Source organism: Tsukamurella sp. 8F (assembly GCF_029167375.1).
Classification (GTDB): Bacteria; Actinomycetota; Actinomycetes; order Mycobacteriales; family Mycobacteriaceae; genus Tsukamurella.
In genome coordinates this window covers 48002-73169 of sequence record NZ_JARFTP010000003.1, presented here as the reverse complement: position 1 = coordinate 73169, position 25168 = coordinate 48002, and the positions used below count along the sequence as shown (strand labels likewise).

General features: G+C 69.3%; 22 protein-coding genes. 11 read left to right on the top strand and 11 right to left on the bottom strand.

From position 1 onward, the window contains the following. Positions 1–92: 92 nt before the first annotated feature. Positions 93–776, top strand: a complete 684-nt coding sequence (locus tag P0W64_RS03150) for a CoA pyrophosphatase (protein WP_275478605.1) — start codon at positions 93–95, stop codon at positions 774–776. Here P0W64_RS03150 and P0W64_RS03145 read toward each other — a convergent pair whose 3' ends face one another. The 4 genes from P0W64_RS03145 to fgd all read right to left on the bottom strand — a co-directional run bounded on the left by P0W64_RS03145 (position 777) and on the right by fgd (position 5017). Further along, positions 777–1529: an Asp/Glu racemase gene (locus P0W64_RS03145; RefSeq protein ID WP_275478604.1), complete on the bottom strand. Its 753-nt coding sequence runs from the start codon at positions 1527–1529 to the stop codon at positions 777–779. A gap of 42 nt (positions 1530–1571) precedes the next feature. After that, positions 1572–2867: an MFS transporter gene (locus P0W64_RS03140; RefSeq protein ID WP_275478603.1), complete on the bottom strand. Its 1296-nt coding sequence runs from the start codon at positions 2865–2867 to the stop codon at positions 1572–1574. 149 nt (positions 2868–3016) lie between these two features. Beyond that, on the bottom strand, positions 3017–3943 hold the full coding sequence (locus P0W64_RS03135; RefSeq protein ID WP_275478602.1) for a LysR substrate-binding domain-containing protein: 927 nt from the start codon (positions 3941–3943) through the stop codon (positions 3017–3019). Between the two features lie 63 nt (positions 3944–4006). Continuing rightward, positions 4007–5017: a glucose-6-phosphate dehydrogenase (coenzyme-F420) gene (gene fgd / locus P0W64_RS03130; protein ID WP_275478601.1), complete on the bottom strand. Its 1011-nt coding sequence runs from the start codon at positions 5015–5017 to the stop codon at positions 4007–4009. A gap of 73 nt (positions 5018–5090) precedes the next feature. On the opposite strand from fgd, the gene P0W64_RS03125 reads away from it, so the two are divergent. After that, positions 5091–6959: an ABC transporter ATP-binding protein gene (locus P0W64_RS03125; protein ID WP_275478600.1), complete on the top strand. Its 1869-nt coding sequence runs from the start codon at positions 5091–5093 to the stop codon at positions 6957–6959. Positions 6960–6978: 19 nt separating this feature from the next. Beyond that, positions 6979–7464, top strand: a complete 486-nt coding sequence (locus tag P0W64_RS03120) for a nucleoside deaminase (RefSeq protein WP_275478599.1) — start codon at positions 6979–6981, stop codon at positions 7462–7464. Between the two features lie 39 nt (positions 7465–7503). On the opposite strand, the gene P0W64_RS03115 is transcribed toward P0W64_RS03120, so the two are convergent. Then, positions 7504–8472, bottom strand: a complete 969-nt coding sequence (locus P0W64_RS03115) for an alpha/beta hydrolase (RefSeq protein ID WP_275478598.1) — start codon at positions 8470–8472, stop codon at positions 7504–7506. A gap of 235 nt (positions 8473–8707) precedes the next feature. Between P0W64_RS03115 and P0W64_RS03110 the strand changes: the two genes are divergently transcribed. Further along, on the top strand, positions 8708–12589 hold the full coding sequence (locus P0W64_RS03110) for a Pls/PosA family non-ribosomal peptide synthetase (protein WP_275478597.1): 3882 nt from the start codon (positions 8708–8710) through the stop codon (positions 12587–12589). Between the two features lie 50 nt (positions 12590–12639). Here P0W64_RS03110 and P0W64_RS03105 read toward each other — a convergent pair whose 3' ends face one another. Then, positions 12640–13122 carry a MarR family transcriptional regulator gene (locus P0W64_RS03105; RefSeq protein WP_275478596.1) on the bottom strand — a complete coding sequence of 161 codons (483 nt, stop codon included), beginning with the start codon at positions 13120–13122 and terminating at the stop codon, positions 12640–12642. Continuing rightward, positions 13119–13715 carry a DJ-1/PfpI family protein gene (locus tag P0W64_RS03100; protein WP_275478595.1) on the bottom strand — a complete coding sequence of 199 codons (597 nt, stop codon included), beginning with the start codon at positions 13713–13715 and terminating at the stop codon, positions 13119–13121. Before P0W64_RS03100 ends, P0W64_RS03105 begins: the two co-directional genes overlap by 4 nt. A 217-nt stretch (positions 13716–13932) precedes the next feature. On the opposite strand from P0W64_RS03100, the gene P0W64_RS03095 reads away from it, so the two are divergent. The 3 genes from P0W64_RS03095 to P0W64_RS03085 all read left to right on the top strand — a co-directional run bounded on the left by P0W64_RS03095 (position 13933) and on the right by P0W64_RS03085 (position 17172). Then, entirely contained in the window at positions 13933–15261 is a 1329-nt protein-coding gene (locus P0W64_RS03095) for a M1 family metallopeptidase (RefSeq protein WP_275478745.1), read from the top strand. A 131-nt stretch (positions 15262–15392) separates the two neighbouring features. After that, the gene (locus tag P0W64_RS03090) at positions 15393–16766 is read left to right on the top strand and encodes an MFS transporter (protein WP_275478594.1); all 1374 of its coding nucleotides are present in this window, start codon (positions 15393–15395) and stop codon (positions 16764–16766) included. Next, positions 16756–17172: a MarR family transcriptional regulator gene (locus P0W64_RS03085; protein WP_275478593.1), complete on the top strand. Its 417-nt coding sequence runs from the start codon at positions 16756–16758 to the stop codon at positions 17170–17172. Before P0W64_RS03090 ends, P0W64_RS03085 begins: the two co-directional genes overlap by 11 nt. A gap of 1 nt (position 17173) precedes the next feature. Here the strand turns inward: P0W64_RS03085 and P0W64_RS03080 are convergent, their stop codons facing one another. Beyond that, complete coding sequence (locus P0W64_RS03080; RefSeq protein ID WP_275478592.1) at positions 17174–17638, bottom strand: SgcJ/EcaC family oxidoreductase; 465 nt, start codon at positions 17636–17638, stop codon at positions 17174–17176. A gap of 69 nt (positions 17639–17707) precedes the next feature. Then, positions 17708–18481 carry a crotonase/enoyl-CoA hydratase family protein gene (locus tag P0W64_RS03075; protein ID WP_275478591.1) on the bottom strand — a complete coding sequence of 258 codons (774 nt, stop codon included), beginning with the start codon at positions 18479–18481 and terminating at the stop codon, positions 17708–17710. 95 nt (positions 18482–18576) lie between these two features. On the opposite strand from P0W64_RS03075, the gene P0W64_RS03070 reads away from it, so the two are divergent. Continuing rightward, a complete protein-coding gene (locus tag P0W64_RS03070) occupies positions 18577–19158 on the top strand; it encodes a TetR/AcrR family transcriptional regulator (protein WP_275478590.1) in 582 nt (193 codons plus the stop codon). A 1-nt stretch (position 19159) separates the two neighbouring features. On the opposite strand, the gene P0W64_RS03065 is transcribed toward P0W64_RS03070, so the two are convergent. Then, positions 19160–20479 carry an NAD(P)/FAD-dependent oxidoreductase gene (locus P0W64_RS03065; RefSeq protein WP_275478589.1) on the bottom strand — a complete coding sequence of 440 codons (1320 nt, stop codon included), beginning with the start codon at positions 20477–20479 and terminating at the stop codon, positions 19160–19162. 145 nt (positions 20480–20624) lie between these two features. Here P0W64_RS03065 and P0W64_RS03060 point away from each other — a divergent pair, with 145 nt between their 5' ends. The 3 genes from P0W64_RS03060 to P0W64_RS03050 all read left to right on the top strand — a co-directional run bounded on the left by P0W64_RS03060 (position 20625) and on the right by P0W64_RS03050 (position 23519). Next, positions 20625–21509, top strand: a complete 885-nt coding sequence (locus P0W64_RS03060; protein WP_275478588.1) for a LysR family transcriptional regulator — start codon at positions 20625–20627, stop codon at positions 21507–21509. A gap of 123 nt (positions 21510–21632) precedes the next feature. Next, entirely contained in the window at positions 21633–22622 is a 990-nt protein-coding gene (locus P0W64_RS03055; RefSeq protein ID WP_275478587.1) for an iron-siderophore ABC transporter substrate-binding protein, read from the top strand. Positions 22623–22712: 90 nt separating this feature from the next. Beyond that, positions 22713–23519 (top strand): LLM class flavin-dependent oxidoreductase, encoded by an 807-nt coding sequence (locus P0W64_RS03050; protein WP_275478586.1) that lies wholly within the window; start codon positions 22713–22715, stop codon positions 23517–23519. Between the two features lie 111 nt (positions 23520–23630). Here P0W64_RS03050 and P0W64_RS03045 read toward each other — a convergent pair whose 3' ends face one another. After that, on the bottom strand, positions 23631–25136 hold the full coding sequence (locus tag P0W64_RS03045) for a glyceraldehyde-3-phosphate dehydrogenase (RefSeq protein WP_275478585.1): 1506 nt from the start codon (positions 25134–25136) through the stop codon (positions 23631–23633). Positions 25137–25168 lie beyond the last annotated feature (32 nt).

The window sequence follows — 25168 nt, the reverse complement described above, 5'->3', positions numbered from 1 at the left end:
CGCCCCGATACCCGTCAGTGGCTCATGGCACGGTACGTGTCAGCGGACGACGAGCGCACAATGAAGACCGTTGCGAGTAGCGAGGAGGCATCGTGCAGCAGAGCTGGGAGTCGGACAGGCCCGCCGGTGCGGGATACCCGTCCGGCCTGCCCGCCGTCACCGTCGGGCGCGCCGAGGCCGTGCGGCGGCTCGCAGAGTTCGAGCGGACCGTTCCGCTCGAGGCCGGCACGGACCGGGCGGGTGCGGAAGGGCTACGCAGGGCCGCGGTGTGCCTCGCCGTCACCGGCGACGAGACGACGGGCGACGGGCTCCTGCTCACGTTCCGCAGCGCCCGGCTGCGCGGCAACCCGGCGCAGTATGCGCTACCCGGCGGTCGCCTGGACCCGGGCGAGACGCCCGAGGAGGCGGCCCTGCGCGAGTTGCACGAGGAGGTCGGGCTCGCGCTCGGCCACGCCGCCGTACTCGGCACGCTCGACGACTTCGTGGCCAGGTCGGGCCACCTGATCACCCCGATCGTGGTGTGGGCGGGACACGTGGGCGAGCTGGCGCCCAAACCCGACGAGGTCGCGATGATCTACCGGGTCTCCCTCTCCGAGGTCGACGCCGAGTACCGCACAGTCGAATCCGATGTGGGCCCCGTCTTCCAGTGGCCGTTCCGTGGCGCGTTCGTGCACGCACCCACCGCAGCGATGATCTATCAGTTCCGGGAGGTCGTCCTTCACGGACGCGCCACTCGCGTGGGCGACCTCGGGCAGCCCCGCTTCACCTGGACCTGATCAGTACCTCCCGGAGAGCAACGCACCCGCTCGGGGGACCCTCGTCTCCAGCCCGAGAGTGGCGAGGATGCGGTGCACGGTCGCGGTCGCCGCGGTCAGCACCGGCAGGCCGAGCTTGTCCTGCACCGCCTCGATCGCGGGCAGCGACGGCATCTGGACGCACGCAGACAGCACTACGGCGTCGACCCCGGTGGTGTCGAGGCGATCCACGTGCCGGATCAGATCCGCGGGATCCAGGCGCCCCACCTCGAGGTTGTCCGCGACCTCGAGGCTGACGGAATCGACGACATCGATACCCTCCGCACGGATGTAGTCGACGACCATCGTGGTGAGCGGCTTCATATAGGGCGTGACGATTGAGATCTTCTCGACCCCCATCGCCTGCACTCCTTGGATGAGAGCGCCCGCCGAGCTGAGAACGGGTGTCGGGACGCCGTTGCCCTGAGCGGTCTCACGCAACCGCGATTCGGACGCCCGGTGGTAACCCGGCCCCTGGGCCATGATCGCCACCAGGCACGCGTAGGCCAGGACGTCGCACCGGGCGTCGCTCAGCTCGAGCGCGCACCGGTCGCTGTCTCCGTCCATCCGCTTCAGCGACTCCGGGTCGACGTGCAGCATTCGCATGCGCGCCGAGTGGAAGGTGAACGCCTCATCAGGGAACAACGCGCCACGCGCGTTCAGCATTGCCGGTACCTCGGTCTCCATCGTGGTGTTGGAGCTGGGCACGATCTGCCCGATACGAAAGGCGGACATGGGTTCTCTCCTCGAATAGGTGTGTGTACGTGTCGTCGCGGGTCACGTGGCGAGGTCGGCGGCGCCGGTCTCGCGCAGCGTCGTCACGAGCCCCGCGGCGGCCAGATAGGTGACGGCCGCGACGCAGTAGGTCGCCGTGAAACCGAGGACGGGCACCAGCGCGGGCACCAACTCGATGCCCGCGATCGCGCCCACCCGGCCGAAGTTGAAACAGAAGCCGGCAGCGGTCGAGCGGATCTCAGTGGGGAACAACTCGGCATACCAGGCGCCGAAGCCGCTGAAATACCCGGTGAAGAAGCCGAGCAATGCACTCATTGCGCCGATCAGGACGACGTTGCCGGTAGTCCACGCGAGTGCTCCGCCGGTGAGCGGGATCAGTCGTACACCGAGGGCGAACAGCGGCACGGCGATCGCGATGCCGGTGAAGAACACGATGAATGCCCGCCGCTTTCCCACCCGCTCGGCCAGGACGCCGTACAGCAGGTACCCGAGCGTGGCCCCCACACCGGTCCACACCAGGAACACGGGCGCCTGGTCCACCTTCACGTGCAGGACGCTCTGCAAGTACGTCGGGGTGAACGTGATGATGATCCAGTAGCCGAACATGCCCAGCACGGACACGCCCAGCGCACGCAGGGTGGTACGACGCTGCGCCGGCGCGAAGATGGCCATGGGGCTCACGGAAGCCGTTGCCGCGGAACGGTTGCGGCGGCTCTCGAGCCACACCGGCGACTCCCGCACCGTCACGGCGATGACCAGCGCGATGATGTATGCGGGTACCGCGGCGACGACGAACAGCCGCCGCCATGAGGACGGGTCGGCGGGGTCCAACACGTTCCAGGCCAGCACCGCGGCGAGCAGCGTGCCGCCGGACCAGCCGGTCTGCAGGACCGCGATGGCGCGGGTTCGGGCGTGTGGCGGCCACGTCTCTCCTACGAGGGCGACGGCCGCCGACCAGAGGCCGCCGACGCCGATGCCCACAAGGATCCTGTACATACTCAGTTCGCCGACGCTGTCGGCGAACCCGCACATCAACGTGCCCGTCGCATAAGTGAGCACCGAGACCACCAGGGTCGCTCTGCGCCCGATCCGGTCGGCGAGGTAGCCGAGCAGGTAACCGCCGATTCCTGTCGCGAGCAGGAACCACGCGACCGAGGACACGACGTCCGCGAGCGTTGCGCCGAACGCATGGGACACCGCGAGGATGACGAAGCTGAACACCGCCGCGTCGACGGCATCGAACAGCCACGCGGCCCAGGATCCGCCGAGCGCGGCGTACCTGCGCACCGGAGCGACAGCTCCGTCAGCGGCGGCCCGCTCCTGTTCTCCCACACCCATCGGTGAAAACCTCTCCGCGAACGGCACCGACCACACCGTCGTAGCCTGATGTCCGAATTCGCTCGTCGAGAAGACAGTAGAGGCAACCGAAGTCCCTGCACAGCGCCGTTTTGCGACGGTGCCATCGCAGATCGCGATGGCGGGGAGGTTCAGTGCTCGGCGGCCCGCAGGTGCTCGAGGAACAGTCGGGAGGCGGGTGCCAGGGCATCCGCACGCCGCACACACACCGACAGTTCGCGGTCGGCCCAGGCCTCGTCGAGGTGCAGAGCCCGGACGCCCGTCAGCGCGAAGTGTGCGAGGTTGGCGGCCGGCAGCACACCTACCCCTAAGCCGCACTCGACCATCCGACACAGCGTGTCGTAGGACGACACCTCGACGGACGAGCGCAGTGCAGGTCCCTCCCTGCCCGCCGCCGTGAGCATCTGTAGCCGTAGGTGCGTCCCGGTGCGTAGGACGACGTGCTCGAACTCTAGGGTCTCGACGAAGGTGACCGACTTCCTTTGCGCCAGAGGATGATCAGCGGACACAAGCACCATCAGGCGGTCACGACGGAACGGGTACACCTCGATGTCGGCGTGATATGGCAGTGTCGTGAAGACGCCGATATCGGCGAAGTTGTCGCCGATGGCCTCGGTGATCGACAGGCTGTCGCGCTCGAGGATCTGTAGTCGAACCCGAGGGTGCAGATCCGCGAACGACCGCACCAGGGGCGGTAGCGCCGTCGACACTGCGGAGATGTTGGCGAGTACACGTACGAGCCCGCGAGAGCCGTCGGAGTACTCCCTCATCCGCGACACCAGATCATCCATGTCGCCGAGCACCTCGCGAGCGGCTACCGCGAGGAACGCTCCCGCCGCCGTCGGACTGATCCCCCTGTTCGTGCGGACGAGCAGCGCCGTGCCCAGGCGTTCCTCGAGGTCACTCAGCCGCCTACTCACGGCCGCCGCAGCAAGATGCTCGCGCGCCGCGACATCCGTGATGGTGCCCAGTTCCACCACCCGCACGAACAACCGCAACGACAGCGGGTCCAGTGTCGCGGTCCCACGCTGTCCCGTGTCGGGTTGCGGCGTCATCATCGACGATAAGATACGCGCGGCCCGCGCGCGTCGAGGGTGAGACCGCCGCAGCGAGGCAGCGGGCTACGCGAGCTTACGCAGCCGGGGCTCCAGATCGGACTTGAACAGGTCGAGGAAGCGGCGCTGATCGTGCCCGGGGGCATGGAACACGAGGTGGTTGAGGCCGGCGTCGGTGTACTGCTTGACGGCGGCCACGGCCTCGTCGGGGTCTGACGCGACGATCCAGCGCTTGGCGACCTGCTCGATGGGCAGCTCATCGGCGAGGCGCTCCATCTCGCTCGAGCTGCCCACGCTGTGCTTCTGCTCGGCGGTCAGGGACAGCGGCGCCCAGAACCGCGTGTTCTCCAGTGCGGCCTGCGGGTCCGGGTCGTAGCTGATCTTGATCTCGATCATCTTGTCGATCGATGCGACGTCCCGCTCCGCCTTCGCCGCGCCCTCGGCGACCGCGGGCATCAGCTTCTCGGTGTACAGGTCCATCCCCTTGCCCGACGTGCAGATCACGCCGTCGCCGGCGCGCCCCGCGTACCGGGCTACGACGGGACCACCCGCGGCGATGTACACCGGCACCGGCGTGTCGGGAATGTCGAACAGCACGGCGTCCTGCGTGTGGTAGTACTCGCCGTCGAAGTTCGTCACCTCGCCGGACCACAGCTCGCGCATCAGCCGCACGGATTCACGTAGACGCGCGAAGCGCTCCTTGAACTCGGGCCACTCGCCTTGGAAGCCGGTGGCGTATTCGTTGAGCGCCTCGCCGGTCCCGGCGCCGAGGAAGATCCGATCGGGGTACAGGCACGCCATGGACCCGAAGGCCTGGGCGATCACTGCGGGGTTGTACCGGAACGTCGGCGTCATCACCGATGTTCCTATCTGGACCCGCCGCGTCCGCTCGCCCACTGCGGCCATCCAGGCCAGCGAGAACGGCGCGTGCCCGCCGTTCACCCGCCACGGCTGGAAGTGGTCGCTCACGGCGACCGAGTCCACGCCCGCGGCCTCCGCTGCCACCGCGATCTCGACCAGCTCACGCGGCGCGAACTGCTCCGCCGACGCCTTGTATCCCAACTTCAACTCCGCCATGGATCCGAGCCTACTGCGGACTCCGTGTCCTAGGCTGGACATAAACCATTATTCAGGTTTTACAGTCGACTGCATGAGTATGGAATCCGTCGCGTGGACCAGCCTGTACCGCGGGACCCACAATGCCGAGACCCCCGCCCGCCGGCCCCGCGAGACACTGCGCCGCATGGGCCCGTTCGTCCGCCCACACGCAGCTCGGCTCGCGGGCTTCCTCACCCTGTCCGTCCTCTCGGCGCTCACCGCAGTCGCCACTCCCCTGCTCGCGGGAAGGGTGGTCAACCACATCGTGGCGGGCGGACCCGCGCACATCGTCGTCGAGATCGCCGTCGTCATCGCGGTACTCGCGCTCGCGGGCGCCGCCGTCGACCTAGGGTCGCGACAGCTCTCCGCACGGATCGGCGAAGGCCTCATCTACCAGCTGCGCACCGAGGTCTTCGACCACGTGCAGACGATGCCCGTCGCATTCTTCACACGCACGCGCACCGGTGCGCTGGTCTCGCGTCTCAACAACGACGTGCTGGGCGCGCAGCGCGCGTTCTCCGACACCCTCGCCGGCGTCGTCACCAACGTGGTCACGCTCGCACTCACGCTGGGTGTGATGGTGTCCATCTCGTGGCAGATCACCGCCCTCGCACTGATCCTGCTGCCGGTCTTCATCGTTCCGTCGCGCAGCATGGGCCGGCGCATCGCGGCGATGTCGCGCACTGCGGCGCGGCACAACGCGTCCATGAGCGACCAGATGACGGAGCGCTTCTCCGCGCCCGGCGCCACGTTGGTGAAACTGTACGGACGTCCCGAAGCCGAGTCGGAGGAGTTCGCGCGGCGTGCAGCCGGTGTGCGGGAGATCGGTGTGCGAACAGCCATGGCGCGCACCACGTTCGTCACGCTGCTGACACTCGTTTCGGCGCTGGCCCTCGCCCTCGTGTACGGCCTGGGTGGATTCCTCGCACTGGAGGGGCGCCTGCAGGCGGGCTCCGTCGTCGCCCTGGCGCTGCTGCTCACCCGGCTGTACGCGCCGCTCACGTCGCTCGCGAGTGCGCGCATGGAGGTCATGACGGCCCTCGTATCCTTCGAGCGGGTCTTCGAGGTCCTCGATCTCGAGCCGATGATCGCCGACGCCGACGACGCCGTGGACCTGCCGCGCGGCCCCCTCACTCTGGCCTTCGACGGTGTGCGCTTCGCCTACCCGTCCGCCGATCGGGTCTCGCTCGCGTCGCTGGAGGAGGTCGCCCAGCTGGACAACCGCGCGGGAACAGAAGTGCTGCATGATGTCTCGTTCGCGGCACCCGCGGGCAGCATGGTGGCTCTAGTCGGCAGTTCCGGAGCCGGCAAGTCGACGATCGCCCAGCTCGCCACGCGCCTGTACGACGCGGACTCGGGCGCCGTGACCCTGAACGGCGTCGACGTCCGCGACCTGAGTGCGCGGTCGCGCCGCGCCGCCGTCGGGCTCGTGACCCAGGACGGGCACCTCTTCCACGATTCGATCCGGGCCAACCTGCTCCTCGCGGCTCCCGACGCCACCGACGATCAGCTACGCGGCGCGCTGCGCCGGGCACGGCTCGAGGACCTCGTGGACGCGCTACCGGAGGGGCTGGACACCGTCGTGGGCGAGCGCGGATACCGGCTCTCGGGAGGCGAGCGACAGCGCCTCACCATCGCGCGGCTGCTGTTGGCACAGCCATCACTCGTGATCCTCGACGAGGCCACGGCACACCTGGACTCGACCTCCGAGGCGGCCGTGCAGGCCGCCCTCGCGGAGGCTCTGGCGGGGCGGACGTCGCTGGTGATCGCCCACCGGCTCTCGACGGTTCGCGACGCCGACCTGATCCTCGTGCTGGAGCGGGGCCGGATCGTCGAACGCGGCACGCACCCCGAGCTACTCGCCCGCGGCGGTCGCTACGCGGAGCTGTACCGCACGCAGTTCGCCGACCAGGCCGCGTGAGTTCGGCATACCATGCGGCATGAGCTCACCGACCGCAACAGACCTGCCCCACCTGCGCCGCTGCGTCGAGCTCGCTCGCGAGGCCCTTGCAAGCGGCGACGAGCCCTTCGGTTCCCTCCTCCTCGAAACCTCGCGCGTGCGCATCGAGGAGCGGAACCGGGTGAACAGCGGCGACGCCACCCGCCATCCGGAGTTCGAGATAGCACGTTGGGCTGCAATGCATCTCACTCCGGACGAGCGCCGCAACGCGGTCGTCTACACCTCGGGCGAGCACTGCGCGATGTGCAGCGCCGCCCACGCGTGGGCGGGACTCGGCGCCATCGTCTACGCCGGGAGTGCAGCGCAGCTCACCCGCTGGCGGCACGACTGGGGACTGGGCGAGAGTCCCGTTGCGCCCCTTACGATCCGTGAGGTCGCGCCCGGAATCCACGTGCGCGGTCCCGAGCCCTCCCTCGCCGACGAGCTGCGCGAGCTGCACGCCCGCAGCGCGGGAATCGCCGGGTGAGGCGGGACCCGTGCACGGGTCGGGCTCGCTGTGCGCCCGTTACGCGGCGCCGGTCCCGGCGGGCTGCTCCGCATGCGCGGCCTCGAGGTCGTCGAGGCGCTCCCCGACGAACTCGACGACCGTGCGGTACGCGTCCAGGGATTCGCGCGTCGCGCCGATCGCGACCGGGAAGGCGTGCACCTGGCCGTCGTAGACGTGCAGTTCGTTCTCGACACCGGCTCGGTCGAGCGACTCGGCGAGGTTGCGCGCGTCGAGCTCGAGGGCCTCGCGATTCGCGCATGTGACCACGGTGGGCGGGAAGTCGGCGGCGGTCTCGTCGGTCGTCATGTCCTCCGGGCCGTCGAGTGCCTCGGGACCCTGCGCGAAGATCGCCTGCAGATGCGCGATGCGACGGATGGGCAGCATCGCGTCGTACCGGCCCGAGCGCCGCGGGTCGGCCGCGATGTTGAGGAACGGTGAGAACCCGATGAACGCGGCTGGTCGGGGCGCTCCATCGCGTGCGGCGTACTCGATGACCTTGGCACTGACGTAACCGCCGGCCGAGTCACCCGCGACCACGACGCGATCGAAGCCGTCGTCGAGCAGTTCCCGGTACGCCTGGTAACCGTCGTGCGCGGACGTGCCCACGCCGCCGTCGGGGTACTGGCGGTATTCGACGTTGTAGACCGGCACACGCAGACCCCGCGCGAGCATGACGGCGATCCGCCGGTGGGAGTCCAGGTTGCCTGCGATGAAAGCGCCGCCGTGGTAGTACGCGAGCGCGGTGTCGGGCCGCATGTCGACCCCGATCGGCACGATCTTCTCGGCGGGCACACCGGCGATCGTCGTCTGCTCGATCGTGGCGCCGCGCACGGACTGCGGCACCTTCGCGAGCCACGGCTCTACGGTGCGCAGTAGATCGAGCCGGCGCATCGGGAAGAACCGCATGACGGTCTTCATCACGATCCGGACGAACCAGAACAGTACGAATGCGCGGACGCTGCGTCCGCGATGGGCGATCACCGGCATGGCGACTACTCCTAACCAGGGCGTGCGCGTGGCGCGGCGGCACACATGCCGAGCCTCACGATCTCTCTCTACACTCACAACGTCCGCCGGCGCGGCGGACATACCCGTATCGGCCCGGAATTGACGATCGTCACGTCGACGTCCGACTGCTCGACCGCCGCTACCCCCGCAGACCTGACACAATCGTCCCGCACAACTTCCGCACGCTCGCCGACGCACCGGAGGATCCGCCGCAGTGGGTAGAAATCCCATCCCCGACCAGTACCTACTGTCCGGCCTAGCCGCCGAGCCACGCACGCTGGTCGATGTCCTCCACGCATGCGTAGAGGCATATCCCGAGGAGCCCGCGGTCGACGACGGCGAGCTGGTCCTGACCTATTCCGAGCTGTGGGACGAGGTCACGGAGGGCGCCGAGTTCCTGGCCCGCAACGGCGTGCGCACCGGGGACCGCGTGGGCGTCCGGATGCCGTCCGGGCACCGCTCGCTGTACATCGCGATCCTGTCTACGCTGGCCGCGGGCGCCGCATACGTGCCCGTCGATGCCGACGACCCCCAGGAGCGCGCCGACCTGGTGTTCGGCGAGGCCGACGTAGCGGCCGTCTTCACCGGCACTGGCCTGTGGCGCTCGGACCGTGCCAAGGAGCGCGGCGAGGGCGCCCCGCGGCACCCCGGCCCCGACGACGACTCGTGGATCATCTTCACCTCGGGTTCGACCGGCACACCGAAGGGCGTCGCGGTCTCGCACCGCAACTCGGCGGCCTTCGTCGACGCCGAGGCGCGCCTGTTCCTCCAGGAACAGCCCCTCGGCCCGGGCGACCGCGTACTCGCGGGGCTGTCGGTTGCCTTCGACGCCTCGTGCGAGGAGATGTGGCTCGCATGGAGGCACGGCGCGTGCCTGGTCCCGGCGCCACGGTCACTGGTCCGCTCGGGCATGGACCTCGGCCCCTGGCTGGTGTCGCGGGACATCTCCGTGGTGTCGACGGTGCCGACGCTCGCCGCGATGTGGCCGGCCGAGGCGCTGGAGGCGGTGCGCCTGCTCATCTTCGGAGGCGAGGCCTGCCCACCCGAGCTCGCGCAGCGGCTCGCGGTCGATGGCCGGGAGGTGTGGAACACGTACGGGCCCACGGAAGCCACCGTCGTCGCCTGCGCCGCGCCGCTCGACGGCACCGGCCCGGTGCGCATCGGGCTGCCGCTGCGGGGGTGGGATCTGGCCGTCGTCGACGCCGGCGGGGAGCCCGTGGCGGTAGGCGAGACCGGCGAGCTGGTGATCGGCGGCGTCGGGCTGGCCCGCTACCTCGATCCGGCGAAGGACGCCGAGAAGTACGCGCCCATGGAGACCCTCGGCTGGGACCGCGCCTATCGTTCCGGCGATCTCGTGCGGCTCGAAGAGGAGGGCCTACTGTTCGAGGGCCGAGCCGACGATCAGGTGAAGGTCGGTGGCCGCCGCATCGAACTGGGCGAGGTCGACAACGCGTTGCAGAACCTCCCCGGCGTCGCCGGTGCCGCCGCCGCGGTGCGGAAGAACGCGGCCGGGACATCGATGCTCGTCGGGTACCTGGCCTCGACTGATCCGGATTTCGATCTGGGCGCGGCGCGTGCGCAGCTCGCCACGCTGCTGCCGGCGGCGCTCGTCCCGCGGCTCGCCCTCGTCGACGAGCTGCCGACGCGCACGTCGGGCAAGGTCGACCGCGACGCGCTGTCCTGGCCGCTCCCCGGCCTCGGCGATGCGGAAGCCGGCGACCTGGACGGGACAGCGGCGTGGGTCGCCGAGAAGTGGACGGGGATCCTGGGCGCCGCGATCACCAGCGAGGATGCCGACTTCTTCGCTGAGGGCGGCGGCTCGCTGAGCGCCGCACAGTTGGTCACGGCGCTACGCGAGCGGTACCCCGAGGTCACCGTCGCCGACCTCTACGATCATCCGCGGCTCGGATCCCTTGCCGCGCGACTGGATTCGCTGGACCCCGCCGAGACCACAGAACCGCGCATCGTGCGCCCCACACCGCGCTCGACGGGCATCGCACAGATGGTCCTGTCCATCCCGCTCACCACGTTGACCGGTCTGCAGTGGCTGACGTGGCTGGCGATCGCGAACAACGTCTTCGCGGCCGTCGCCGACGTACCCTGGGTTCCCACTCTCGGCTGGTGGGCCGTACTGGTGATGTTCATCCTGTTCATCACGCCGCTCGGACGCATGACGATGTCCGTGGTCGCCTGCCGCCTGCTGCTGTCGGGGCTCCAGCCCGGCGTGTACCGGCGCGGCGGACCCGAACACCTTCGACTGTGGATCGCCGAGCGGTTCACCGAGGCGTCGGGCGCCGCATCGCTGTCGGGGGCGCCGTGGATGATCTACTACGCCCGTGCGCTGGGAGCCACCGTCGGCCGCGGAGTGGACCTGCACACCCTCCCACCCGTCACGGGCATGCTCGAACTCGGCGACTTCGCCTCGGTGGAGCCCGAGGTGGACCTCGCGGGGCACTACCTGGACGGCGACGAGCTGCACGTCGGCGAGATCCGGATCGGTGAGGAGGCGTCCGTCGGGGCGCGCTCGACGCTGCTGCCGGGCACGCGGATCGGCCGGCGCGCCGAGATCGCACCGGGTTCCGCGGTCTTCGGGAAGGTCAAGGCCAAGCAGCACTGGGCCGGGTCGCCCGCTGAGAAGATCGGCAAGGCCGAGCATCCTTGGCCGCAGGAGCGGCCGCCGAGGCGCAGTTTCTGGGTACCCGTGTACGGGGTGAGCTCGATCCTGCTGGCGGCACTGCCGATGGTCGCGATCACCGCGGGGCTCTCGTTGATCGGCTGGACCGTGTCGGGCACGTCGACACTGCGCGAGGCTGCGACCGGCGCACTCCCGGCTCTGCCCGTCGCTGCGGTCGCGGCGCTGGTCGTGTATGCGCTGTTCACGCTGATCGCGGTGCGCCTACTGTCGATCGGGCTGCGGCCCGGTTACCACGCCGTGCGCAGCCGCATCGGCTGGCAGATGTGGGCGACCGAGCGGCTGATGGACGCCGCGCGCACGTTCCTCTTCCCGCTCTACGCCTCGCTACTCACGCCGGTGTGGTTCCGTCTGTTGGGCGCCTCCGTCGGCAAGGACGCGGAGATCTCGACGGCGATGGTGATCCCTAAGTTCACATCGATAGGCGACGGCTCGTTCCTGGCGGACGACACCATGGTCGCCTCCTACGAGCTCGGCGGCGGATGGATGCGCATCGACGAGGCCAAGATCGGAAAGCGCGCGTTCCTCGGGAACTCCGGCATGACCGGGCCTGGGCGCCGGGTGCCGAAGGACTCGCTGGTCGCGGTGCTGTCGGCGACCCCGTCGAAGGCCAAGAGCGGGACGTCGTGGCTGGGCTCGCCGCCGGTGCGCCTGCGCCGGACCGCCGGCTCCACGGACTCCACGCTCACCTACCACCCGTCGACGGGGCTGCGGGTCGCCCGCGGCATCGTCGAGACCGCGCGGCTGCTGGCCGTGTTCGTGAGCTTCGGGTTGGGTCTCGCGGTGCTGGTCGGCCTCGAGTACTTCGCGGTGAACCTCGGGTGGTGGGTGGCCGGGCTCCTGTCGGGCGTGACACTGCTGGTCGCCGGGGCATGCGCGTGCTGCGTAGCCGCTTTCGCGAAGTGGCTGGTGGTGGGCCGGATCGGGCGTGAGCAGCACCCGCTGTGGTCGTCGTTCGTGTGGCGGAACGAGCTCTCGGACGCCTTCGTCGAGTGCGTCGCCGCGCCGTGGTTCGCGCATGCCGCCACCGGCACCCCGATCCTCAACCTGTGGCTGCGGATGCTGGGGGCCAAGATCGGCCGCGGCGTGTGGTGCGAGACGTACTGGCTGCCCGAGGCCGACCTGGTGACGCTCGGTGACGCGGCGACGGTCTCGCGTGGCTGCGTCGTGCAGACGCACCTGTTCCACGACCGGATCATGGCCATGGACACCGTTGTCCTAGGGCGCGGCGCCACCCTGGGGCCGCACTGTGTGGCGCTGCCCGCGTCGTCGGTGGGCGACGGCGCGACGGTCGGGCCGGCGTCACTCGTCATGCGCGGCGACTCGGTGCCCGCCGACACCCGCTGGCAGGGGAATCCGATCTCCCCGTGGACCAAGAGCGACAAGAAGCGCAGCAGGGACTGAACCGCGTCCAGCCGGCGACCACGAACTGGCGCCGCTGCGTGGACCGTCGACTAGCTCGGCTGAGAGCCGGGTGTCGCGGCGGCACCCCGCGCCGCCCGCGACGCGGCGCTGATCCGCGTGATCAGCTCGCGCGCCTCGGTGAGTTCGCGCTCGGTCACGGCGGCGCCGACCGCGTTCGCCCACGCGTGCTGCGCCTCACGCAGCCGGCCGAGGGTCCCTCGGCCGAGCAGCGTCGGCGACACCAGCTTGGCGCGCTTGTGCATCGGGTTGGGCAGATATTCGGCCCAGCCACGGGCGACGAGGTCGTCGGCGACCCGCTGCACGCTCTGCCGGGCCAGGCCGAGCCCGACCCGGCGAGCGATCTCGGCGACCGGCAGCGGTTCGTCCAGCGTGGCGCCGAGGACCTGCCACTGGGCAGGACTCAGGCCCGCCGGCCGGGCGATGGCCTCGGCTGCGGCGAGGAACTCGCCGTTCAGCTCGAACGCTGGGAGCACCAGGTCGGTGACCGCATCCCCTGCGTGTGAACGGCTCATGCGCTGGTGAGCGCGTCGAAATAGCGGCGCTCCCCCGTCGTGTACAGCCCGTACCACGCATCGAGCACAGGCGGCGGGAAGGCGCCGACGGCATCGAATACGGCGCGCGCGAAGTCGACGGGGAACATCGCCGGCGCCGTGATGACCCCACCGTCGGTGACGACACGCTCCTCCCGGTACCGCCCGGCACCGCGGTAGCCGGCCGCCCCCGCGAGGAAGTCGCGAGCGTTGGACGTGTGGTCCACGCTGTCGAGTTGCCCGTCACGCGCCAGCCCAAGAGTCGCGCCGCAGATGGCGGCCACCGTTCCGCCCTGCTCGCGGACGCGGCGCGCGAGCAGCAGCGCGTCTGCATGCCCGTCGCCCCAGGTCTCGGCTCCGGGCAGGATCAGCAGGTCCGGGACCCCGACCTCGTCGAGCGCCCGGTCCGGGAGCACTGCGATGCCGCCCTTGCTGCGCAAGGGATCCCGTGCCTCGCCGGCGGTGGCGACGCTCAGGTCGGCCCCGTTCTCCCGTGCCCACGCGAGCCCCGCCATGAGGAATCCGTACTCCCAGTCCGCCATCGTCTCCGTCACGTACAGCACCACGTCGGTCACGATCCGCCTCCAAATTATTGACAGCCTGCTGTCATTATTCAGCCATGACAGCCTGCTGTCAATATCTGTCGATGCGCACCCGGCTCATCCGGCGAGCGTGCTCACGCGCAAGTAGAGTGGGCGAGCCGAGGAACCGAATACACCGAGAGGATGTGCCTGCGTGGCGCGTAAACCGGCCAAGAAGACCGCAGGCGGCAACGGCGGCGTAGGCGGGCCGGTGACCGGCACCCACTCCATCGTGCGCGGAATCGACCCGTACCTGCCGAACAACGGCAACACCGGCTATCGGGTGTCGCGCTACGACCTCGAGATCGACTACAAGGTGCCGAGCAACCGGCTCACGGGACGCGCAACGATCACCGCGACGACGACGGTGCCCCTCACCCGGTTCTGCCTCGACCTCGCGGACACCATGAAGCCCACCAAGGTAAGCGTCAACGGACGGCGCGTGGCACGATTCGCGCAGCGCCGCGGGAAACTCGAGATCACACTCCCCGGCGAGCTCCCGGCGGGCGCAGCGATGACCGTCGGCATCCGGTACGGGGGCCCGCCCGGCCCCATCCGCGGCCAGTGGGGTGAGGTCGGCTGGGAGGAGCTCACCGACGGCGTGCTGGTCGCGTCTCAGCCCAACGGCGCGTCCAGCTGGTTCCCGTGCGACGACCATCCTGCGTCCAAGGCGTCCTATCGGCTGGCGATCACCACCGATTCGCCGTACCACGTCGTCTCGAACGGAGTCCTGGTTGCACGCAGTACGTCCGCAGGTCACACCACCTGGGTGTTCGAGCAGGCGGCCCCGATGGCGACCTACCTCGCAACCATCCAGATCGGCCAGTACGAGTACCTGAAGATCGCGGACAAGCCGACACCGATCCGCGCCGCGATTCCGGCCCGGCTGCGCGGTGAGTTCGCGCGCAGTTTCGACCGGCAAGAGCAGATCATGCGCGCGTTCACGCATTGGTTCGGCCCGTATCCTTTCCCGCAGTACACCGTGGTGGTCACCGACGACACACTGGAGATCCCGATCGAGGCGCAGGGCGTCTCCACGTTCGGCGCCAACCACTGCAACGGCAGCCACGACTCCGAACGCCTCATCGCGCATGAGCTCGCGCACCAGTGGTTCGGCAACTCGCTGACCCTCACCCGATGGAAGGACATCTGGCTGCACGAAGGGTTCGCCTGCTACAGCGAGTGGCTGTGGGCGCAGGAGTGCGGCAGCGGCACGACGCAGGGCATGGCGGCGCGCTACTACCGTCGGCTGGCATCCTCGCCACAGGACATCGTGCTCGGCGACCCCGGCCCGGCCGATATGTTCGACGACCGCGTCTACAAGCGCGGCGCACTCACGTTGCACGCGCTGCGGGTCGAGATCGGTGACGCGAATTTCTTCGCGCTGCTGCAGGATTGGACCGCCAGGTACTGGCACACGTCGGTGTCCACCGAGAACCTGGTGAGCCTGGCCTCCGCCTTCAGCCCGCACCCGCTCCGCGACTTCTGGCAGCGGTGGCTCTACGAGAAACCACTGCCGCCACTGCCGGTCCTGCCGTAGACACGCGCTGTCGGCTCCGCTACGCAATAGTCGACGTATCGAAGGTGGGGGCGCGTGGTATCGGCAGGTCGGACAGCGACCAATGGGCCACCTACTTGCTACGAACTTATTTATGTTCTTACAATGATTGTATGACTACAACCATCGCGGAGCTGAGCGCGCGAAGGAAGCAGCTCGTCCTGCTGACGTGCTGTCTGTCCCTGCTCATATCGTCGATGGACGCGACGATCGTCAACGTCGCTCTGCCGGCCATCCGCACCGACCTACATACTCCCGTCAGCCACCTGCAGTGGGTCGTCGACGTCTACACGCTCACGCTCGCGAGCCTGCTCATGCTGTCAGGGGCGGCCGCCGACCGATTCGGGCGTCGCCGGGTGTTCCGAATCGGCTTGGTCGCCTTCGCCGTCGGTTCGCTGTTGTGCAGCCTGGCGCCGTCGATCGGCGTTCTCATCGCGGCGCGTTTCGTCCAGGCGATCGGCGGCTCGATGCTCAACCCCGTGGCCATGTCCATCATCACGACGGTGTTCACCGGCCGCGTCGAACGCGCCCGCGCGATCGGCATGTGGGGCGCCGTCGTCGGGTTGTCGACGGCCATCGGCCCGCTGGTGGGTGGTCTGCTGATCGACTCTCTCGGTTGGCAGTCGGTGTTCTGGATCAACCTGCCGATCTGCGCCGCGGCGCTCGCCGGCACATTCCTGGTGGTGCCGGAGTCCCGCTCGGCATCGGCTCGCCGCATCGACCCGATCGGCCAGGTCTTCGCGGTGGTCACGCTGTTCACGCTCGTCTTCGGCCTCATCGAGAAGCGGCCGCTGATGCTGATCGTCACGGTTGCGGCGCTGGCCGGGTTCATCTGGCATGAGCGTCGCCACCCGACCCCGTTCATCGACCTGCGGTTCTTCCGCAGCATCCCGTTCTCGGCCGCGACCGTGACCGCGGTGTTCGCGTTCGCAGGGCTCGCCGCATTCCTCTTCACCATGTCCATCTATCTGCAGGACACGCGGCACTTCTCATCGATCGAGACCGGCGTGCTGTTCCTCCCCATGGCGCTCGGCGTGTTCCTCGCCGCGCCCCTGTCCGGACGGCTCGTCGGCAGATACGGGACGCGGCCCTCTCTCCTCGGCGCCGGGATCCTCATGACCGCCGCTTCGGTCCTGCTGACGACCGTGACCTCGGCCACGCCGGTCCCCCTACTCGTCGTGGTGTTCGCGGTCTTCGGCGTGGGCTTCGGTCTGGTCAACGCTCCGATCACCAATTCGGCGGTGAGTGGGATGCCCATCGAACGCGCCGGTGCCGCGTCCGCCGTCGCATCGACGAGCCGGCAGGTCGGATCGAGCCTCGGCGTCGCCCTGTGCGGTCTGCTGGCGGGGGCGGGGCTCTGGTGGGTGATCGCGGCACTCGCGGCCGGCGTGCTGGTGCTGGGAATACTGTCGAATTCCGCTGCAGCGCAACGCTCGGTCGAGCGCACGGCGCCACTGCTCGGGGCGGGGGCCGGCGATGCCCGATGACACTCCCGACGAGGTCTGGGCGCTGCTCACGCACGCGGTGATGGAGCGCCGCGGGGCGTTCCGTCGCGCGGCGGCCGAGCGAGCCGGACTACCCTTCAGCAGGGTTCGCGTGCTCAAGCGGCTGCGGCGCGGCCCCATGACGATCGGGCGCATTGCGGAATCCGCCGATATGGACGCCCCGGCCGCCACCGTCGCCGTCAACGACCTGGTCGAGCGCGGGCTCGTGGACAGGACCCCGGACCCGCACGACCGTCGCGCGCGGCTGGTCTCGCTCACGGCTGCGGGACGGGCCACAGTAGCGGACGCCGTCAGTCCACCTGGAATCGCGCCACCCGAACTCGAGGCCCTGACCACGGACGAACTGCGCGTGCTCGCAGATATCGCCCGCAGGCTGCAGGTCCCCTGAATCAGCTTGCGCGGATCGAGATCCCGGCATCGTCGAACACGGCCGTCGACTGCGCGGCGGCGATGCGCCACCGGCCGTCGTCACGGGAGAGCACGTAGAGCGGCGCGGTGTCCGGCACATGGCGCAGCCGGGCACCGTCGAGGGCGTGCGGGCGGACCCGCACGGTGACGACGGCGACGTCGGGGCGCACGAACAGGATCCGCTCGATGTCGTAGTCGCCGGTGTGGTCGGCCATCGAGCGCGGCAGCGCGGTGGCGGTGAACGCGTCGATCGCGGCCCGGCCGGTCAGCCGCCGGCCGTGCGCGGTGGTCCACACGGCGTCTTCGCGGAAGAGCTCGCGGAACTCCGCAGCGCGGCCCGCACGCTGCACCCGCGGCAGCCGCTGCACGAACTCCACCACGGCGCGCACGTCGTCGTCGGTGCCGCCCACCGAGAGCGGGGCGATGGGGTGCGGGGAATCAGACATACTTCAACCCTCCCGCATCAACCCCACTCGAGGTCAACATTGCGCTCACGCCGATCGGATCGGCACCGCTCAGCGCCCCGTGAACACGGCCGGCCTCCGCTCGACGAACGACCTCATCCCCTCCGCACCGTCGTCGGTGCCGAACAGCCTCGCCACCTCGGGCGCGAGACGCTCGGCCGCCGCGGCATCGCCCTCCAGGCGCGCTCGGTGCGCACTGTCGAGCACGGCCTGGACCCCCAGTGGGGCAGCCGATTCGGCCACGGTCCGGGCGATCTCCCGAGCGCGGGCGAGCGGATCACCGTCGACGATCTCCTGCACGACGCCGATACGGTGTGCCTCCGCGGCGTCGAACTCGTCTCCGGTGAGCATCCACCGCATGGCGTCGCCCCACCCCGCCGTCCGCGGGAACCGCAGGGTGGCCCCGCCGAACGGGTAGATCCCACGGCGCACCTCGAGTTGACTGAAGCGTGCGCCCGTCGAGGCGACGCGGATGTCGGCCGCGAGCAACAGCTCGATGCCCAGCGTCATGACCCAGCCCTGTGCCGCGGCGACGATCGGTGTCGTCCAGGTGCCGTCGAGCCGCCACGGGTCTCGCCCGCCCTCCGGAAACGGCGAACGTCCCGACGCGATGGCGGGCCCGACGTCCACGAGATCCAGACCACCGGTGAAGTGGTCGCCGTGGGCGAACAGGACGCCGCACCGCAGGTCGCCGTCCTCCTCTAGCAGCGCGTAGGCCTCGGACAGCTCGCCCAGCATCGCCAGGTCGAACGCGTTGCGCTTGTCTGGTCGGTTCAGCCCGATGAGCAGAACGTGCCCGTCCCGCTCGAGCGTGATGGTCTCCAATGGTCACTCCCGTCTGCCTTGTAGACCGATCGGTCTACTCGGCAGCCGACGCTACACCGCTATAGACTGATCGGTCTATAGGAAGGACTTCGGAGATGACGACCGTCGGGCCCCGGCAGCGACTGCTCACCAGCGCCGCCGTACTCATGTGCGAGCGCGGAGTACATGCGACCGGCGTGGCCGAACTGCTCGCCCACAGCGGCACGGCGAGAGGGTCCCTGTACCAGTACTTCCCGGGTGGCAAGACCGAACTGATGGAGGCCACCACACGCTGGGCCGGCTCCGTGATCGGCGACGTGTTCGCCGAGTTGCTCTCGGGTCACGATGCGGCGGACGCGGTCACCGGCATGGCCGGCTACTGGCGACGTGTGCTCGCGGAGAGCGACTACACGCGCGGGTGCCCCGTACTCGCCGCTGCCGGCGCGGGCCCCGACGAGCCGGCCCTAGCCGCCGCAGCCGAGGAGGTCTTCGAGTCGTGGCGCCGGCGGTTCGCGGCCCGACTCGTCGCCGACGGCGCCGATGCCACCTCGGCCGAACAACTCGCGAGCGTCTGCATCAGCACGCTGGAGGGCGCCATCGCGCAGGCCCGCGCTGCACGCGACACCGCCGCCCTGGACGCTGCGGGCGCGGTACTCGCGCCGTTGTGCAGGGCGGCGGTGCGGACTTCGGTGACCTGAATCAGGCCGAGACCTCGACGCTCTCAGCGGGTTCCGCCACCTGCGCCCCGGGGACCGCGAGGTGGAAGTGCGGCCGGTTCTTGCCGACGAAGCTGCCGAACCAGGACAGGACGGCCACGTACCTGTTGCGGAAGCCCACCAGGTACAGGAGGTGCACGGCGAGCCACATCATCCACGCGACGACACCGGTCAGCTTCACCGGCCCCACCGACGCTACGGCGTGGAACCGGTCGATGGTGGCCATCGACCCCTTGTCGAGGTAGCGAAAAGCGGTCCCGCGGGCCGTTTTTCCCGCGATGATGCAGGCTGCGTGCCGCCCCTGCTGCATCGCGACGGGCGACTGACCGGGCAGCCCGCCCAGGCTCGTCATGTCACCGATGGCGAAAACGTCCGCATGGCCGCCGACGGTGAGGTCGTCACCCACCAGTAGGCGCCCCGCACGGTCCTGCGCGCAGCCGGTGGCCGCCGCGAGGACGCCGGCGAAGCCCGACGCCTCGACGCCCGCCGACCACACGACGGTGCGCGCGGGAATCCGCGCGGCCCGGCCGTCGGCGTGCAGCTCGACGCCCTCGTCGTCGACGGCGGTCACGACGGCCGCAGTGCGCACGTCGACGCCCGCCCTGCGCAGCGTGCGCGCCGTGTACTCGGACAGCTTGCCGCCATAGACGGGGAGGACGTCGGGCGCACCGTCGACGAGGACGACTCGTACGTCGTCCGCGGGAATTCCGCCCGACCCGCTGTCGAAGTAGCGGCGGGCGAGTTCCCTGATCTGCCCGGCGAGTTCGACGCCGGTCGCGCCGGCCCCGACCACCACGAAGCTCAGCAGCTCATCCCGCTCGGCCGAAGACGGAAGTGCATGCGCAAGTTCGAAATTCGCGAGGATATGGTCGCGCAGCGTCAGGGCGTCGTCGATGGTCTTCAGCGCGAACGTGTTCTCCGCGAACTCGGGGTGCCCGAAGTAGGACTGACTCGCGCCGGTCGCCGCGACGAGGTAGCGATAGCCGACGACGGTGCGTGCGTCACCCCAGCGATAGGTCACGGTCTTCGCGTCGGCATCCACATCGATCACCTCACCGAGACGGACGTCGATGTTCTTGTGGCGCCCCAGGATCGAGCGTATCGGGGGTGCGATCTCGCCGGGCGCGAGGACGCCGGTAGCGACCTGGTAGAGCAGCGGCTGGAACAGGTGCTCGGTCGTCTTCGAGACGACCAGCACGCCGAGGTCGGTGCCGGCGAGCTTCTGGGCGGCGGCCAGAGCGCCGAACCCCGAGCCCACGATGACGACGTCCACATCGATGCGGACGGGCTGCGTAGTGGTCATGGCGAACTCCTTCTTCTTTCGGTTACCTCTCATACAACGCCCGGTGCGACCGGTCATCAAGCGCGATTACGCGATACTATTGATCGATGATCGAGATAAGTGACGCCACTCACCGCTGCCCATCGATCGCAGCAAGGAACGCCTTGTGGAGCTGAATAGGCTGCGGCTCTTCGTGTCTGTGTGTGACGAGCTCAGTTTCTCCCGGGCCGCGGAGCGCGAGTTCGTATCGCAGTCGTCGATCAGTCATCACGTCGCCGCACTCGAACGCGAGCTGGGCGCGAAGCTCCTCGACCGGTCGACGCGCACCGTGCGGATCACCGACGTCGGCGCACGCGTCCTACCGATCGCCCGCCAGATGCTCGCGCTCGAGCAGGCTATGCACACCGCCGCCGCAGAGCCACGCGAGAAGATCCGGATGGCCGGCAACATGAGCTTCGGGGCCCAGGCGCTCGCCGCGGTGTCGCTACTGCGCCGCGAGTACCCGGACACCGAAGTCGATTTCGTCATCAGACCGTTCGCCGAGCGCGTATCCGCCGTGGCACGTGGTGTGTGCGATATCGCCCTGATCCGAGGGTCGACGTCGATGCCGGGCATCCAGCTCGAGCCACTGTGGTCTGGCGACCTGGCGATAGCGGTCGCCCGCCGGCACCCGCTGGCCGCGCGGAGCACGGTGGACATCGGAGAGCTGGCGGACTACCCGCTCCTGTTACCGCCGCGCGGAGAGCAGGTGCTGATCCACAAGGTCGTAGACGAGGCGTTCGCGGCGACCGGCCGCACGGCGATGATGGGCCCGCCTGTGCCGCAGCAGAAGTCATCGCTGCTCGAGATCGTCGCCGACCCGCGTGCCTGGACCGTGTTGTACGCGTCCACCGCACCGCCATCAGCCGAGATCGTGCTGCTACACGAGGCGGACGCGCGGCTCACGGTCACGGCCTCCGCGGTACTACCCGACGATCGCGAGGCCTCCGCCCCGGTTCGGGCATTGCTGTCGGCGCTGCGCGAGGTCGGCCCCCGCGGCGAGTACGCCTGAGTCGCCTGGCCGCCGGCGGAGATCGCGGCGCACACGAAACAGACGATTCGGGCAACCCGGCGGCTCACCTGTGAGACCTCTGTGATTAGGTAGGCCTTACCTGTTCGACAGAGAGAAGGAAGCATGTCCCTGCGAAGCACACTGCGGGTCGGCCTCGCGGCCACGATCATCGGCCTGGTGGCCGCGTGCGGCACGTCCGCGCCGGACCCCCGCCCGACATCGCCGTCGTCGACAGCAGGGGGATTCCCGCGCACCGTCATAGACGCGACGGGCGAAGTCGAGATCCCCGCACAGCCTCATCGTGTTGCGGCCCTGGACAACTCGTACGCCGAGGCAGTGCTGATGCTGGACACGCCGCTGATCGCGTACACGCAGTATCACAACATCACCGACGCGCTGCCCGGCTACCTCGGAGCATCTGCGAAGAACTACGGCGCGCACGCGGTGTCGGTCGGGCCGATCGCGTCTCCCGACCTGGAGCAGCTGATCACCCTGAAGCCCGACCTGATCGTGAGCGCGAAGGTCCGGCACGAGAAGATCCACGACAAGCTCGCCAAGATCGCACCGACGGTCATGTCACAGACCACTGGGCCGACGTGGAAGCAGAACATCACGCTGCTTGCCAAGGCGCTCGGCAAGGAGCAGCTCGCCGCCGAGCGGATGCATGAGTACGAGGCCGCCGCCAAGCAGGTCGGCGACGCCGTGAAAGCGAAGGCCGGCGCGGGAACCACGATCTCGGTCGTTCGGTTCCTGGACGGCCCGACGCGCTTGTACGCCCTGGACTCGTTCTCCGGCAACGTCCTGCAGGACGCCGGGCTCGCACGCCCCAAGCCGCAGGACGTGCACGAATTCACCGTGGAGATCAGCGAGGAGCAGATCGCGATGGCCGACGCGGACAAGATCTTCACGACGACCTATGGCGACGCCGGCAACGCGGCCAAGTCTGCATTCGCGCGTAACCCACTGTGGACTCCGTTGGCGCCCAAGGTCGTTCAGGTCTCCGACGAGGAGTGGATGACATCCGTCAGCGTGCAGGGCGCCTACCGCATCCTGGCTGACATCGCGAGGGCGTTCGACGTGCCGGCACCGAAGACGCCGGCCTGGATGGCCTGACTCACCCGGATCGCGGCGCAGACCCGGCGATTCGCCCGGTCTGCGCCGGTTCCGTTGCGGTGCATCGACCGGAGGGGCATGGTGGGCACCATGGCCACGAACCCGTTCCGCTTCGCAGTCACAGCCCTGCCAGCGCCGAACCTCGGTGACTGGGCGTCCTACGCCCGCGCCGTGGAGGCCGACGGCTTCGACGCCCTGCTGATCCCCGAGAACTACCCGCTGCCCGACGGTTTCACCGCCGCTGGGGTGGCGCTCGGCGCCACCACGACCCTGGAGGTCGGCACGTTCGTCGTAGCGTCACCGCTGCACGATCCGAGGCATGCGGCGTGGCAGGCCCGTTCGCTCGCCACGGTGAGCGGCGGCCGGTTCCGACTCGGCATCGGTACCGGGCGACCGGATGTGGCCGCCGACGCCGAGGCACTCGGCGTCCCGTACGGCACCGCGGGGGAACGCCTCGCGCGCGTCCAGCAGACGATCGACGCGCTCGCGGAGATCGACGGCGACGGACCGCACACGCCCGTATTGCTCGCGGCCGGCGGCCCCAAGGCCCTCGCGCTGGGCGCGGCGCGCGCCGACACCGTGGCCCTCGCGGTCCCGCCGTCGACGACGGCGCAGCAGCTCGCCGCCGCCACCGAACCGCTGCGTGGGCGGGTCGAGATCGCGGCGTCGGTGTTCGTGGTGGGCCGCGAGGCTCCCGAGTTCGTGCAGCGTTTCATAGGCTCCGACCTGGATGCGCTGGCGGCGAACGACTCCCCCGCGTTGCTCGACGGCGACACGGATCAGATCTGCGAGACCCTGATCCGCCGGCGCGAGCAGTACGGCATCTCGCTGCTGTCGCTCGGCGGCCACACCGTCGACGCGATGCGCCCCGTCGTGGCCCGTCTCAGGGGCCGGTGAGGTCGACCCGGTACTCGATCTCGAGACCCGCGTAACCGTCCTGCCACGCCCGGACGTGCACGCGCGCCACGGCGAGCGCATCCTCCGGGCGGGCCGGCCGGACCACGAGACCTACTGCGCCAGCGAGATGTCCGCGCGAGCGGGGACGACTACGGGGTGGATGCCCGACATACGCTCGAGGACGCGGACGACCTGGCATGAGTAGCCGTACTCGTTGTCGTACCAGACGTAGAGCACCAGGTTGACGCCGTCGACGATGGTCGCCAAGCCGTCGACGATGCCCGCGCGATGCGATCCGACGAAGTCGGTGGACACGACCTCCGGGGACTCGACGTAGTCGATCTGCTGGCGCAGCTTGGAGTGCAGCGAGACGCGACGAAGATAGTCGTTGACCTCGTCCTTCGTCGTCTCCCGGTCCAGCGTGATGTTGAGGATCGCCAGAGACACGTCCGGGGTGGGCACGCGGATACTGGAGCCGCTGAGCTTGCCCTCGAGCTCCGGCAGCGCCTTCGCGACGGCCTTGGCGGCACCGGTCTCGGTGATCACCATGTTGAGCACCGCCGAGCGGCCCCGGCGGTCACCCTTGTGGAGGTTGTCGATGAGGTTCTGATCGTTGGTGAACGAGTGCACCGTCTCGACGTGGCCTCGCTGGATGCCGTACGCCTCGTTCAGCGCCTTGAGAACCGGTGTGATGGCATTCGTGGTGCAGGAAGCCGCCGACACGATCCTGTCCGCGTCGGTGATCGTGCTGTCGTTGATGCCGTGCACGATGTTCTTCAGCGGCGCCTTGCCCGGCGCAGTCAGCAGTACTCGCGCGACGCCCTTGCTCCGCAGGTGCTGTGCGAGCCCCTCCTCGTCGCGCCAACGACCCGTGTTGTCGACGACGAGGGCGTCGGAGATTCCGTACGCGGTGTAATCGATCGATGCCGGATCGTCGGAGTAGATGACCTGGATCCGCGTGCCATTGGCGACGATGACGTCGTTCTCCTCGTCGAGCGTCACCGAGCCCGGGAAGGGACCGTGAACAGAGTCCCGAGCCAGCAGGCTCGCTCGCTTCTCCAGGTCGTTCTTCGCACCCCGGCGGACGACGACGGCCCTCAGCCGCAGGCCGTGTCCGTTGCCGCCGTGGCTGATCAGGATGCGCGCGAGCAGGCGCCCGATCCGGCCGAAACCGTAGAGCACCACGTCGGCGCCGTCCTCAGCACCAGCCTCAGGCAGGTTCCGCTTCGCGATCTCCTCGCGCAGGAAGCGCTCGACAGCGGCGTCGTCACCAGCGGCGTCGCCGCGCTCACGCAGCAGCATCGCCAGCCGGGCCACGTCGATCGAGGCCGGTGCCGGCGCGATGGCGAGAAGACCCCGCAGCACCTTCTCGGTCTGCTCCAGGGTCAGGGCCTCGTGACCGAGCTCCTGTGCTCGCTCGTGCACCGATATGACAGCGGTGGCGGACAGGTTGATGATCCGGTGCCCGTGGATCGACGTGACGACGCCGTAGTCGCGGTACAGGCGACCGATCAGGGGGATCAGCCGCTCCGCGAGCTCCTCGCGCGCCACCCATGCGTCCCGGTGCGTGTCATACGACGCGCGGGAATCGCCCGTACCCTGTGAGTTCTCAGCCATCGCCTCAAATACCTACCGCTTCGTCCGAATCG